At 39.1% G+C, this 14,711-nt stretch carries 11 protein-coding genes and 1 pseudogene; 3 read left to right on the forward strand and 9 right to left on the reverse strand.

All coding sequences use genetic code 11. The features are described 5' to 3' along the window. Positions 1-56 precede the first annotated feature (56 nt). Both IEW94_RS00085 and IEW94_RS00090 read right to left on the reverse strand, forming a co-directional pair. Positions 57-998: pseudogene (locus IEW94_RS00085) on the reverse strand (glucosaminidase domain-containing protein); the annotation flags it as partial. Position 999: 1 nt separating this feature from the next. Continuing rightward, complete coding sequence (locus tag IEW94_RS00090; RefSeq protein ID WP_188649228.1) at positions 1,000-1,911, reverse strand: 1-aminocyclopropane-1-carboxylate deaminase/D-cysteine desulfhydrase; 912 nt, start codon at positions 1,909-1,911, stop codon at positions 1,000-1,002. Positions 1,912-2,032: 121 nt separating this feature from the next. Between IEW94_RS00090 and IEW94_RS00095 the strand changes: the two genes are divergently transcribed. The 3 genes from IEW94_RS00095 (at position 2,033) to IEW94_RS00105 (ending at position 4,881) form a co-directional block, all read left to right on the forward strand. After that, positions 2,033-2,200, forward strand: coding sequence for a C1orf53 family protein (locus IEW94_RS00095; protein ID WP_188649229.1), 168 nt, complete (start codon positions 2,033-2,035; stop codon positions 2,198-2,200). Between the two features lie 128 nt (positions 2,201-2,328). Then, positions 2,329-4,314 carry a urocanate hydratase gene (gene hutU, locus IEW94_RS00100; protein ID WP_188649230.1) on the forward strand — a complete coding sequence of 662 codons (1,986 nt, stop codon included), beginning with the start codon at positions 2,329-2,331 and terminating at the stop codon, positions 4,312-4,314. Positions 4,315-4,332: 18 nt separating this feature from the next. Beyond that, positions 4,333-4,881: a DUF4136 domain-containing protein gene (locus IEW94_RS00105; protein ID WP_188649231.1), complete on the forward strand. Its 549-nt coding sequence runs from the start codon at positions 4,333-4,335 to the stop codon at positions 4,879-4,881. A gap of 266 nt (positions 4,882-5,147) precedes the next feature. Here the strand turns inward: IEW94_RS00105 and IEW94_RS00110 are convergent, their stop codons facing one another. From IEW94_RS00110 to IEW94_RS00140, 7 genes are all read right to left on the reverse strand, one after another. After that, positions 5,148-7,211: an alpha-ketoacid dehydrogenase subunit alpha/beta gene (locus IEW94_RS00110; protein ID WP_188649232.1), complete on the reverse strand. Its 2,064-nt coding sequence runs from the start codon at positions 7,209-7,211 to the stop codon at positions 5,148-5,150. A gap of 11 nt (positions 7,212-7,222) precedes the next feature. After that, positions 7,223-8,275, reverse strand: a complete 1,053-nt coding sequence (locus IEW94_RS00115) for a branched-chain amino acid aminotransferase (protein ID WP_188649233.1) — start codon at positions 8,273-8,275, stop codon at positions 7,223-7,225. 26 nt (positions 8,276-8,301) lie between these two features. Continuing rightward, complete coding sequence (locus IEW94_RS00120) at positions 8,302-9,606, reverse strand: dihydrolipoamide acetyltransferase family protein (RefSeq protein ID WP_188649234.1); 1,305 nt, start codon at positions 9,604-9,606, stop codon at positions 8,302-8,304. A gap of 58 nt (positions 9,607-9,664) precedes the next feature. Beyond that, positions 9,665-10,414 (reverse strand): enoyl-CoA hydratase/isomerase family protein, encoded by a 750-nt coding sequence (locus IEW94_RS00125; protein WP_188649235.1) that lies wholly within the window; start codon positions 10,412-10,414, stop codon positions 9,665-9,667. Between the two features lie 2 nt (positions 10,415-10,416). After that, positions 10,417-12,915, reverse strand: coding sequence for a phenylacetic acid degradation bifunctional protein PaaZ (paaZ, locus tag IEW94_RS00130; protein WP_188649236.1), 2,499 nt, complete (start codon positions 12,913-12,915; stop codon positions 10,417-10,419). 2 nt (positions 12,916-12,917) lie between these two features. Further along, the gene (gene pcaF, locus IEW94_RS00135; protein ID WP_188649237.1) at positions 12,918-14,123 is read right to left on the reverse strand and encodes a 3-oxoadipyl-CoA thiolase; all 1,206 of its coding nucleotides are present in this window, start codon (positions 14,121-14,123) and stop codon (positions 12,918-12,920) included. 114 nt (positions 14,124-14,237) lie between these two features. Beyond that, positions 14,238-14,639 carry a PaaI family thioesterase gene (locus IEW94_RS00140; RefSeq protein WP_188649934.1) on the reverse strand — a complete coding sequence of 134 codons (402 nt, stop codon included), beginning with the start codon at positions 14,637-14,639 and terminating at the stop codon, positions 14,238-14,240. Positions 14,640-14,711: the final 72 nt, after the last annotated feature.

Genomic DNA, 14,711 nt, shown 5'->3' on the forward strand with positions numbered 1-14,711 from the left:
TATAAGGTGTCGCCTTGTTCGACGGTGTATGTTATACGTTCAGATTCAGATTGGGATTTAACTTTTAATTGTTGACCAAGTTTTATTGCTGTATCTGTTAAACCATTCATGTCTTGCAATTGTTCAACCGTGAGATTATATTTTTTAGCAATAGCGTAAAGTGTTTCACCTTGCTGAACAGTATATGTGCTGCTATCTGTTGCAATCTTGGATTGAGTCTTGTCGCTCGGCCTTGATATAATATCCGTTGAATCCTTTTTGTCTTCAATTACATTTTCTTCTGAAGTCGAATCATTTTCATTACTCTTCGTTGTAGCAATTTCAGTTAACGATGGATCAACGTATTTGTTTTTTCGTTTTCCGGTTTGATTAAGAACTTCATCATCCAGATTGTATAGTTTATAGCGTTCAATTAAAGCAATCAGTTTATCGGGGTATTTTCTGTCGGTGGCATACCCAGCGGCTTTTAATCCTTTTGCCCATCGCTTATAATCATCTTTATCCAAATCAAATAGCTCGGCATAACGTTTGCGTGTTGTTAAAAACAACGAATGGTCTCTGTACGAATATTTGGCGTCCTTGTATTTCCTAAAACATTCTTGGGCCTTATCATCATCATGATATACTCTGGCCCCCGTCCAATCATGGCATTTTATACCAAAATGGTTATTGGCCTCTACAGAAAGACGCCCTCTACCTGAATTAGATTCCAAAATACCTTGCGCTAACGTGATACTGGCAGGAATACCATATAACCGCATTTCTTCTTGCGCTATGGCACTGTACATGTTAAGATACTGCTCGGTTGATGTTATTTTAACAGGCTCTATTGAACTGGGTTCAACACTGGTTATCACGCCCGTGTCTTTTGGTGTTTCACTAATGACAACATGCTCTGTTTTAGCTTTTGAATGCCGTTTTCTAGCTGCTGCCCTTTTAGAGCCACAACTGTAAATCAAACTTCCTAAAAGCAACAGCAACACTATTTTTTTAAACATACTATTCAATTATTGGCAACTTTTTTTGTTTTAAAAACTTATTCATTCCTGTTATGCCCTGCAACCCTCCGGTATGGATAGCTAAAATTTTAGATCCTTTTGAAAAACGCCCTTTTTCTAATAAATCAAAAATCCCAAACATCATTTTACCTGTATAAACTGGATCCAACTGGATATTATTATCTTTTTTAAATTGATTAATAAAATGAATCAATTCTGCATTCACTTTTGCATATCCACCAAAATGGTAATCAGTAATAACAATCCAGTTTTGTTTGCTTACAAATTTACTAATATCTTCTTTTAAAAACGAACCTTTTAAAGCCGGAAAACCCAAAATTTGTTGACCAGGTTGTGAACAATTAATAAGGCCAGAAATGGTTCCGCCAGTCCCAACCGCACAGCACACATAATCAAAATCCTTATCACCTTCTGTTAAAATTTCTTCACATCCTTTAACGGCCAATGCATTGGTACCACCTTCTGGCAAGAGATAAAAATCATCAAACTCCTGTTTTAATTCTGTGACAAATAAATCGCTGTGTTTACGTCTAAATTCGTCTCTTGACACAAACTTAAACTGCATGCCACAGGCCTCTGCAAATGATAACGTAGGATTCTCTGGAATCTTGTCTTGCAGTTCATCACCTCTAATAATCCCAATGGTTTTAAACCCAAACTCCTTGCCTGCAAAAGCAACCGCTGCTATATGATTGGAAAAGGCTCCCCCAAAAGTGAGTAAAGTCTCAAATCCCAATCTTTTGGCTTCTTCAATATTGTATTTTAATTTTCTGTATTTATTCCCTGAAATAAACGGATGGATGTTATCTTCTCGCTTTAAAAACAATTCAACCCCATATTTGTTGGGCAACAAAACCGGTTGATTAATACTGTTATCTAGCTGAAAAATCATGGCTACGAAGATACTTTAAAAATCATCAAAATCCATTTTGGTTGACCACACTTTGAATTGGATATACTAACATAAACTTTAGATTAAGAAGTCCATACAAATTACATTATCTTTGTGAAACATGAAAAAGATTGTTCCCATTGAAGAAGGTGATTATTACCTAACACCTGAAGGTTATCGGTGTTTTACAGAGCAATACCATTTAAAACGAGGCTATTGCTGTGAAAGTAATTGTAGGCATTGTCCGTACGGATTTGACCCTAAAACACTTTCCATTAAAAAAAAGTGAGTTGGATTTGCAATTAATGACATACCGAATAAAAATTGCCATCACCCACCATCGGGTTGATATTCGTTATCCGTAGTTGAAATTAATTGAACTAAGATCAATTATCAGTAACTAAAACATTAAATCTAATGACATTTAAAGAACAACTTTTACAAGGTATTCCTGACAAATTACCACAGGCGAAGCCTCACGACTCCACTATAAACCACGCCCCAAAACGAAAGGACATTTTAACTTCGGAAGAAAAAAAATTGGCCCTAAAAAATGCCTTACGTTATTTCGACAAAAAACATCATGCCGACCTAATTATAGAGTTCAAAAACGAATTGGATACCTATGGACGTATTTACATGCACCGGTTTCGCCCGGATTATAAAATGTATGCTCGCCCCATAGAGGACTATCCTGCAAAGTGCAAACAAGCTGCAGCCATTATGCTCATGATACAGAACAATCTGGATTATGCCGTGGCACAACATCCTCATGAATTGATAACCTATGGTGGCAATGGTGCCGTTTTTCAAAATTGGGCTCAGTACTTATTGACCATGAAATACTTGGCTGAAATGTCCGATGAGCAGACTTTGGTTATGTATTCTGGTCATCCGCTAGGGTTATTTCCCTCACATAAAGAAGCCCCAAGAGTCGTGGTTACCAATGGTATGATGATACCCAATTATTCCAAACAAGATGATTGGGAAAAGTTTAATGCACTGGGCGTGACTCAATATGGACAAATGACTGCGGGAAGTTATATGTATATTGGCCCGCAAGGGATTGTTCACGGAACCACTATCACGGTTTTAAATGCGTTTAGAAAAATCAATAAAACCCCCAAAGGCCATGTGTTTGTTACATCTGGTTTAGGTGGTATGTCTGGAGCGCAACCTAAAGCCGGAAACATTGCAGGCTGTATTACTGTCTGCGCTGAAGTGAATCCTAAAATCACCAAAATTCGACATGAACAAGGATGGATAGATGAAATTATTACAGATTTAAACGATCTTGTGTTGCGGGTCACCAAGGCCAAGAAAGACAAAGAAACGGTCTCTATTGCGTATCTAGGAAATGTGGTAGAAGTATGGGAGTCGTTTGACAACGCCAACATCACCATTGACATTGGTAGCGACCAAACCTCATTGCACAATCCGTGGGCAGGTGGTTACTATCCTGTTGGAATGTCTTTTGAAGATGCTAACGAATTGATGGCTAAAAGCCCTGAAACTTTCAAGAAAAAAGTCCAGGAAAGTTTAAGACACCATGTTGATGCCATTAACAAACACACTGAAAAAGGGACGTATTTTTTTGATTATGGAAATGCCTTTTTGTTGGAAGCATCCCGAGCAGGTGCTGATATTATGGCAGACAATGGTATTGATTTTAAATACCCTAGTTATGTGCAAGACATCATGGGCCCTATGTGTTTTGACTACGGATTTGGACCATTTAGATGGGTTTGCACCTCAGGAAAACCAGAAGATTTAGAAAAAACCGACGCCATTGCATGTCAGGTTTTGGAAACAATGATGAAAGAATCTCCAAAGGAAATCCAACAGCAAATGGCGGATAACATTCAGTGGATACAAGGTGCGCAAGAAAACAAATTAGTGGTAGGCTCACAAGCTCGAATATTATACGCAGATGCCGAAGGCCGTATGAACATTGCCAAAGCATTTAATGATGCCATCAAAAAAGGAGACATTGGATATATTGTACTTGGGCGTGACCATCATGATGTATCTGGAACAGACTCGCCTTTTAGGGAAACCAGCAATATTTATGATGGCTCCAAATTCACAGCCGATATGGCCATTCAAAATGTGATTGGAGACAGTTTTAGAGGGGCTACTTGGGTGAGCATCCATAATGGTGGCGGTGTTGGTTGGGGAGAAGTTATTAATGGCGGATTTGGTATGGTTCTTGATGGTAGTATAGAGGCCGAAAGACGTTTAAAATCGATGCTATTTTGGGATGTCAACAACGGAATAGCAAGACGCAGTTGGGCCAGAAATGATGGTGCTGTTTTTGCTATAAAACGCACCATGGCTATGGAACCTAACTTAAACGTAACCTTACCAAATATAGTTGACGAGAATTTATTAAATTCGTTATAACCATTAAAAAAAAAGAAAATGAAAAGAATCTTAAAAACCTTACCACTCCTAGGGTTACTATTTGTGGTAACATCATGTACTTCAGTAAGGGTCGCAACCGATTATGACAGGAAAGCCAACTTTAATGATTACAAAACCTTTGCATTTTTTAAAACAGGTATTGACAAAGCAGAAATAAGTGATTTAGACAAACGTAGAATCCTGCGGGCAATAGAAACAGAATTATTGGCTAAAGGTTTTACAAAATCTGAAAACCCAGATTTATTGATAAGTTTATTCACAAAATCAAACCAACGCGTGGACGTTTACAACAACTACTGGGGTTATGGCGGCTGGGGCTGGGGTGGTTATGGACCTGGCTGGGGCTGGGGTTGGAATCAACCTAATGTGTCCACATCTACCGAAGGCACTTTATATATTGACCTGATTGACGCTAAGAAAAAAGAATTGGTTTGGCAAGGTATGGGAACCGGCTATTTATCGCGCAATATGGACAAAAAAGAAGAGCGCATCAAGGAATTTGTGTCTGAAATCATGAAACAGTATCCACCAGGAATGGCAAAATAATAACAATAAAAAAGCAACTTTTTAAGTTGCTTTTTTATTTCCTATTAACATAAATTCGATTTATTAAATATTGAATATCAAATGACTACATATTATATTAACGAATTTTGTCATTTCGAACGAAGAATGAGGAGAAATCCCATCCTGCTGAGAAGCCTCGTCACTCATGCTTCACTCTGTCGACATAACAAATGTTATATATCAGTATTTTACAAGAACTCGTTTTGATTGAAATTTATATCGAACACGTTATAGAGCAAGCCAAATTAATACTCTAAAAGTTGGATGATTTTTGCTTTCACTTTTTCAGTTGATGGTATCATGGTTTCTTCCAAGGTACTGTTCAATGGGATGGCAGGCATGTTTTCGCTGCCAATTGTCATAACGGGTGCATCCAAATATTGAAAACAGGCTTCCTGTATTTTTCCTGCCAAAGCCAAAGCAAAGCTATTATTAGACGGTTCCTCAGTCACCACCAAGCACTTGCCCGTTTTCTTCACTGATTTCATAATCGTGTCTTCATCCAAAGGAAATAAAGTCCGCAAATCAATGATTTCAACTTGATCACGCATAGTCATGGTGGCGTTGTAAGCCCAATGCACACCCATGCCATAAGTAACAACTGTAGCAGTTTCTATGGTTTCTTGCTTCCAAATTTCCTGCAACAACCAAGCTTTCCCCAAAGGTAATATGTAATCCTCAGCTGGCTCAACAGATGTAGCACCTTTGGTTCCTTTAACCTTACTCCAATACAAACCCTTGTGCTCAAATATCACCACGGGATTCGGATCATAATAGGCAGCTTTCATCAATCCTTTTAAATCGGCTCCATTACTCGGGTATGCTATTTTGATGCCTCTAATGTTGGTCACCACACTTTCTACTGAAGATGAATGATACGGCCCGCCACTTCCATAAGCCCCAATAGGAACCCGCAACACCATACTGACTGGCCATTTCCCGTTGGACAAGTAACAGCTTCTGCTTACTTCGGTAAACAACTGGTTTAATCCAGGCCAGATATAATCTGCAAACTGAACCTCAACAATGGGTTTTAATCCAACGGCACTCATACCAACCGTTGAACCTATAATAAACGCTTCTTGAATGGGTGTATTAAACACCCGCTCATCACCAAATTTTTGGGCTAAGGTTGCCGCTTCCCTAAACACGCCACCCAATCGCCCACCAACATCTTGTCCATATAACAAACATTCCTTATGCTTTGTCATTAATTCTTCAACAGCAAACAATGCACAATCAACCATCACGACTTTTTCAGTGCCTTTGGGAGTACGTTCACCAACTTCTTCGGTTATGGGTGTTGGAGCAAAATCATAGGTAAATAGGTCTTCTGGTTTTGGATCCTCAGCAAGTATGGCTTTTTCAAAATCTTGTTTAACTTGTGATTTAGCCTCGTCTTCAATATCATTAATAGCTTCAGCAGTAAATCCATGTTCCAATAATTGTTGTTTTAAAACCGGATACGGATCTTTTGATTTTGCTTCGTCTAAATCATCACGATACCATTCCATTCGAACACCAGACGTATGATGGTTCAACAATGGCACCTTGGCGTGAACCAAAAAAGGTCGGCGCTCTTCCCGGATGGTTTTAATAACCTTTTCCAAAGCTTGATAACTTTCCACGAAATTAGCACCATCAATAGTTATGGCTTCTATACCTTTAAATCCTTTAGCATAGTCATAAGCATTTTGAGCTCTGGTTTCTTTTTCATTAGCTGAAATATCCCAACCATTATCCTGAACCAAATACAAAATGGGCAACTGTTTTAAGGCCGCCATTTGAAACGCTTCAGACACCTCACCTTCTGTAACCGACGCATCTCCTAAACTGCAAACCGTAATGGGTTTTATTTTTGATTTTTCATGTTCCTTTAGAACAGCATTCTTCAAACCTTGCTTTTCAAGATACTGCATACCCATAGCAGTACCCGTTGCCGGAATGGCCTGCATACCTGTTGCCGAGGACTGATGTGGTATCTTGGGTTTATCATCATCTTTTAAATTAGGATGACAATAATAAGCTCTTCCCGCAGAAAACGGATCGTCTTTTTTTGCCATAAGCTGCAGCATCAAATCATAGGGCTTTAAGCCAAACGCCAATAGCATAGCGTCATCCCGATAATACGGAAAGGCATAATCTTGTGGCAATAATTGCATTCCCAAAGCAATTTGTACAGCCTCATGACCTCTTGATGTGGCGTGTACATACTTAGAAACCTGTTTAAAGTTAGTTTCATACGTCTCGGTCATACATTTTGCCGTGCTCAAATAAAAAAATGCTTTATGCAATATATCGTTGTTCATGCTATTAGTTTTTAAACGCTAACTATCCAGCCATATTTATCTTCAATGGTAGCAGCACGTAATCCAACAATGGTTTCCATGACCATTTTTCCAACAGGATTATCTTTTGAAACGTGAATGGTTTGGTTTCTATACCCAATTTCTTCAATCATGGCCACACCTACTGCTGTACCACAACCAAATGCTTCCTGCAATGTTCCGTTGTTTGAAGCTTCTATGATTTCATCCATGGAAACCAATCGTTCCGTTACTTTGTAACCTTTATCCCGTAATAATTCAATGGTACTCAAACGGCTTATCCCATTTAAAATAGCACCATCTAAACTCGGTGTAATAAATTCATCATTAATCCTAAAAAAAACATTCATGGTACCAGCCTCTTGAATGTATTTAAACTCATGGGCATCCAGCCACAGCACTTGGTCATAACCTTTTGATTTTGCTATTTCGGTTGGAAGAATGGCAGCAGCATAATTACCGGCCGCTTTGGCCTCTCCAGTCCCACCTTTAACAGCACGTACATATTCTGTTTCGGCATATAATTTTATTCTCTTGTTGTAAATTGGTCCAGATGGGGAAGCTATTATTATGAATTTGTAATGAGTAGCAGCCCGCATACCAATAAAGGGTTCATCGGCATACATAAACGGACGCAAATACAAGGCACTGCTTTTTTGTGTAGGTATCCAACTTCTATCTATATCAACCAATTTTTTTAATCCTTCAACAAACAACTCTTCAGGAAACCTTGGCATTCCCAGTCTATCTGCGCTAAAATTTAGGCGATGGGCATTTTTTTCTGGGCGAAACAGCATGGCATTCCCATTGATATCCAAGGTTGCTTTCATGCCTTCAAAAATGGCTTGTCCGTAATGCAATGCCATAGTTGCAGGATGCATGGAAATTTGTTTTAACGGTTCAATCCTTGGATTGTTCCATTGGCCATTAGCATACTCACAAACAAACATATGGTCTGTAAAAGCTCTTCCCAATGGGATATTATCAAAATCAAATTCACTTACTTTAGACTTTTCAACCTTTGTTATTTTAATATCGTAACTCATTTTTATTGGCTTTAAAAAATTGTAATTTAAAATTCTCTGTTTATATCAAATTGCTCTAAATAATCGGCAACCCGCCTTAAAAAACTACCCCCTAAAAAGCCATCAACCACACGATGATCAAAGGATAATGACAAGTACATCATGCTACGAATGGCTATTTCATCTCCTTTTTTGGTAGTAATTACTTCGGGGCGCTTTTTGATAATTCCCAAAGCTAAAATGGCCACTTCGGGTTGATTGATGATTGGGGTTCCCATGAGGCTTCCAAATGTCCCTACGTTTGAAATGGTAAACGTTCCCCCTTTTAAATCGTCTCCTTTTAACTTGTTATCTCTAGCTTTTTCGGATAATTCGTTGACTTCTCTAGCTAATTCATTTAACTCTTTGCGGTCGGCATCTTTAATAACAGGAACAATTAAATTTCCTGATGGCAATGCTGATGCCATGCCTATATTAATATGGTCCTTAATGATGATATTATCACCATCAACCGAGGCATTGATGTTTGGATACTCTTTGATGGCTTTTGCTACAGCCTCCACAAATAATGGCGTAAAGGTGAGTTTTTCGGAATATTGTTTTTGAAATTTTGTCTTATTGTCTTCTCGCCATTGCACCATATTTGTTACATCAGCTTCTACATAAGCGGTCACATGGGGCGACGTGTGTTTTGAATACACCATGTGGTCTGCAATCATTTTGCGCATTCGGTCCATTTCAACAATTCTACCTGTGCCTTTATCAAGCTGTAATTGTGGAATCCTAAATACTGTGGGGTCTTGATTTAAGGGCTGTGCAAACTTGTATGGCCTGCCATCATTTATGTATTGAAATACATCGCTTTTTCGTAACCTACCGTCTGTTCCCGTTGCAGGTATTCTGACCAATTCTTCAAAACTGATATGATGCGTTTTCGCTATGGAAATAATAAGAGGTGAAAAAAAGGTATTCTCTCTCTGTCTTTTAGACATCTCACCCAAAGGGGGAAAGCTTACCTGAACAGGTTTTTGTTCTTTTATTTCATTATCGTTCTGAGACCTCTCGACTATGCTAGAGGTGACATTACCTTTTTTTGCAGATGATGTTTCTTTTGTGACTTCCAAAATGGCAATAACGCTACCAATCGGTACCACATCATTAATCTGAGCCTTGGTTTCTATCAATTTACCCGAACAGGGTGCAGGCAATTCATTATCTACCTTGTCTGTACCAATCTCAAGAATAATGTCACCCTCTTCAAAACTATCCCCTTCTTTAACCAACCAATTGAGGATGGTCGCTTCGGTAATACTTTCACCCATTTTGGGCATTCTCAATTCAAATTTAGACATCACATGAACTAATGTTTGTTAGTTTTTTTATTACGTTTTATCTGTCAGGAACTTAATACTATTTAAAGTCTTTTAATTTTTTCTTTGTGAATTCTGACAATACCAATTTTCCACTAATCTCAGCGCGTTCCAATAACAATTGATTCCAATCTTCAGTACCTTCCCAAAAGACCTCTTTTAAAGCACGCATGGCATCTGGATTATATGCGGCTAAATTTTCTGAAAAACTTGCAACAGCATCATCCAATTCGTTTAATGTTTCAAAAACCTGAGTATACAACCCTTTTTGTTGCGCCCATTCGGAAGAGTAAAATGTATTGGCATCCATGGCTATTTGAGATAAACCACTCAGCCCTATTTTTCGTTCTATAGCAGGCCCCACCACGAATGGTCCTATGCCAATATTGAGCTCACTCAACTTAATGGCCGCATGCTTGGTCGCCATACAATAATCGGTTGCGGCTGCCAATCCAACGCCTCCACCAACTGCTTTGCCCTGGATACGTCCAATGATAAATTTTGGACAGGTACGCATAGCATTGATAACATTGGCAAACCCCAAAAAGAATTCTCGTCCCTTTTCGGCATTGTCAATACTAATCAATTCATTAAAACTGGCACCAGCACAAAAGGTTCTATCGCCTCCACTTTTAAGGACAACTATTTTTATGTCTGGGTTTAAACCTGCATCGGTAATTGCACTTGCCAATTGTTTAAGCAAATTACTTGGCAATGAATTGTGTGCAGGATGGAAGAATTCAATATATCCTATGCCGTTTTCTATGGTTTGTTTTACGTATTCTTTCATATTTATATCAATCCAAATTGTTCAAAATGATGATTTAAATGCTTGCGCTCCAATAAATACCATTCATATCTATTTAATTCTCCAAAAACAACATTTTTTAATATGGCTTCTGGATTCTCTTTAAAATATTGTAGATACCGCTCTCTTGCTTCTAGCATTTTGTCTTTTGCTGTTTCTAAATCAGGGTGTTTCAATGTCTTGATTTTTGATTTCTCAGCTAACGGAAAATCATATTCACGGGGCATCTTTTCATAGTTATATATGGTTGCATGCACTTTTTCCAAAACCTTTTCGGGTGTTGCAATGTCAAAATCCTGAATCTCCCCTGAGGCAATTCTGTATGTGTATTCTAAATGCTCGACCATCTCCTGCGAAGATAAGGTTCCCCATTTAGGTTTGGTATCTTTTGTTAGTTTACTTAAACATTTCTGAATGACTTCATCGGTCATTTCAACAAATGTTTCTTGTTTCTTTTGAACCATGGTTAAAATAGTTGCCACGGCTACCAACTCATCTTCAGCATCAAAAATTTCAACAAACCATTTCACAATACCGCTTGGATGTTCTGCTGTCGCCACATCCCTATCTACTTTTTGTTTACAGGTCAACCGTACATAAATCGTATCATTGTGATACAACGGTCTTAAAAAGCGGCAATCCTCTAAACCATAATTGGCCGCAACCGGTCCTTTATTGGGATGCACTAGCAATCCCGCCGCTGCCGAAATGATAAAATATCCATGGGCTGTTCGCTTTTCAAAAATACTGCCATCCAATGAGGTAATATCGGTGTGGGCATAAAAATGATCCCATGTGAGATTTGCAAAATTAATAATGTCGCTATCTGTAATGGTTCGCTTATGCGTCTTCAAAGACATTCCCGGTTGAATATCTTCCCAATGGTATTTAAACGGATGCTGATTGGCTTCTTTGTATTTGGATTTAGCTTGGTAAATCCCAGTAATCTCGGTTAAAGTGGTCGGTGATCCTTGAATAGCGGTTCGTTGCAAATAATGCTTGATACCACGCATACCACCCATTTCTTCACCACCACCGGCTCGTCCTGGGCCACCGTGAACCAAAGTTGGCAAGGGTGAACCATGACCGGTGCTTTCTTTAGCACTTTCTCTATTGATTACCAAAATACGTCCGTGATGGCTCGCTGCATTAATGACATATTCTTTGGCAATAGCGTCATCATTGGTCGCGATGGATGACACTAAAGACCCTTTACCCATTTGAGCCAATTCAATTGCTTCCTCTAAAGTTTTATAAGGCATGATAGTACTTACAGGGCCAAATGCTTCACGTTCATGAATCGCTTTACAATTAAATGGATGGTCTGCCCGTAACAAAATAGGACTTATAAAAGCGCCTTTTTTAGCATCTGCCCCAAGTGTTTCCAGTGTATCTAGGTTACCATAAACAATCTGTGCTTCTTTAGCGATATCTTTTACAGAATTCCTAACGGCCTCCACTTGTTTTTGACTGATTAACGAACCCATTCGTACCTCTTTTAATCTTGGGTCGCCAATGGTCACTTTATCCAATTGGTTACCAATAGCAATTTGAACATCTTCCAGTAATTTTTCTGGAACAATAATCCGTCTGATGGCCGTACATTTTTGACCCGCTTTCACAGTCATTTCTTTTCTGACTTCTTTGATAAACAAATCAAATTCGGGAGTTCCCGGTATGGCATCTTCACCAAGAACCGATGCATTTAAAGAATCTGCTTCCATTGTAAACGGAACGGATTCCTGAATCAATCTTGGATGTGCTTTCAACATTTTTCCAGTAGTTGCAGACCCCGTAAAGGTCACCACATCTTGGGACTCAACAGTATCCAATATATTTTTAATGGTTCCATTAATGATTTGCAAAGCACCTTCAGGAAGAATTCCTGAAGCGATAATCTCTCGGGCCACAGCTTCGGCTAAATAAGAGGATACAGGCGCTGGCAATACAACGGCCGGAACACCAGCCATCCAATTGACAGCACATTTTTCCAACATACCCCAAACCGGAAAATTAAACGCATTGATATGAACGGCCACGCCTTTTTTGGGTACCATAATATGGTGTGCCATAAAACGTCCACCTCTTGACAAATCTATGGGGTCTCCTTCCACATGGTAGGATTGGTTTGGGAACAGTTTACGCAATGAGGCATTGGCAAATAAATTACCGAAACCACCTTCAATATCAATCCAACTATCCATTCGGGTAGCACCTGTTCTATAACTTAACTCATAGAATGCTTCTTTTCGTTTGGTGAGATACAGTGCCAACTTTTTAATCATATTGCCCCGTTCCTGAAAGGTCATCTTACGAAGTACCTCACCACCTTTAGTGCGCCCATAGTGTAAAATTTCAGGAATATTTAACCCTTCAATGGCGACACTTGTAAAGGCCTCACCAGTTATGGAATCATACACTGGAGTTCCTTCTTCCTTACCTTCTACCCAGCTTCCTTGGACATAATGTTGTATCTTGTTCATAACTAAACGCGTTCAATTATTGTTGCATATCCTTGCCCTACACCAATACACATGGTAACCAGTGCATATCGTCTGCCTGATTCTTGTAGCTCTAAAGCTGCTGAATAGGCAATTCTAGCTCCTGTAACACCTAACGGATGCCCAATAGCAATAGCTCCTCCATTGGGGTTGAGCCGTGGATCGTCATCTACCAAGCCCCAAGCACGTATGCAAGCCAAAGCTTGGGCCGCAAAGGCTTCATTTAATTCAATGATATCCATATCATCCATGGTCAATCCCGCTTTTTCCAAAGCTTTGTTGGACGCTTCTACTGGACCGATTCCCATAATTCGAGGTTCTACCCCAACCACAGCTGAACTTACAATGCGAGCTATGGGTTTCAAATGATATTTTTTTGCAGCATCTTCTGAAGCAATGATAGTTGCAGCAGCACCATCATTCAATCCTGATGAATTTCCTGCCGTCACACTACCTCCTTCTTTTTTGAAGGCTGGCCGTAATTTACCTAAAACATCTATTGTGGTATTTGGTTTTATAAATTCGTCTTTCGAAAATTGAATCGGTTCTTTTTTCCGTTGTGGAATTTCAACAGAAACGATTTCTTTCGCCAATCGGCCATTCTGTTGTGATTTAGACGCCTTTATTTGGCTCCAATAAGCAAATGCATCTTGGTCTTCTCGGGAAATCTGATATTTTGAAACCAGATTTTCAGCCGTTTGACCCATACCATCTGTACCATATAAGGCTTCCATTTTAGGATTGATAAACCGCCAACCAAAACTAGAATCATACAGTTTAGCATCGGTTCCAAAAGCAGTGGAAGGTTTCGCAATCACATAAGGGCCACGTGTCATATTCTCCACGCCGCCAGCAATAAACACATCACCATCACCAGCCTTAATTGCTCTATTGGCATGAATTATGGCCGACAAGCCAGAGGCACACAAACGGTTTACGGTTTCACCAGGAACGGTAAAAGGCAATCCAGCCAATAATGAAGCCATTCGTGCCACATTCCGGTTATCTTCACCAGCTTGATTGGCGCAGCCTAAAATCACATCATCATAGGCTTCTTTAGGAATACTAGGATTCCGTTTTACGATTTCGGCAATAACTAAAGCCGCCAAATCATCGGTTCTGACCGTTGATAAAGTACCTTGGTAACTTCCTATAGGCGTTCTAATGCCATCTATAATATATGCTTCCATATTAATGCCCACAAAAGTGGGTATCTTTTATTTTACTTAAACTTTTGTTTTATGAGATGCTGAAACAAGTTCAGCATGATAAATTATATTATGATTCCTGCTTTCGCAGGAATGTTACCATTCTTTTTGTGTACGATATACAACACCTTTAAAAAGTGCCACTAATTCGTTTCCTCGTTTAACTTCAATCACATTAAAACCTAATTTATTATTTACTTTTTCAATCACCGATTCTGCCACCAAATAGTCACCTTCATGCAAGGCTTCAATATGATTGATGCTTGTTTCGATTGACACTGCATAGTTTCCATGGGTATTAGCCGCAAAACCAAAAGCTGTATCAGCCAGTGAATAACTAATCCCGCCATGTGCTTTATTCATACTATTCAACATCTCTTTTCTAACGGTCATAGCCACTTTACAACGACCAATTTCACATTCTAAAATCTCAATTCCCAGCCATTGACTATAAGCATCTTGGCTTAACATTTTATATGGAATTTGTTCACCTTTCATATATAAAAATGTCATTGCGAGGAGCATAACGACGTGGCAATCTTTTTATGAGATTCCTTAGCTTTGCTCGGA

It is taken from the genome of Yeosuana aromativorans (assembly GCF_014646655.1).
Taxonomy (GTDB): domain Bacteria; phylum Bacteroidota; class Bacteroidia; order Flavobacteriales; family Flavobacteriaceae; genus Yeosuana; species Yeosuana aromativorans.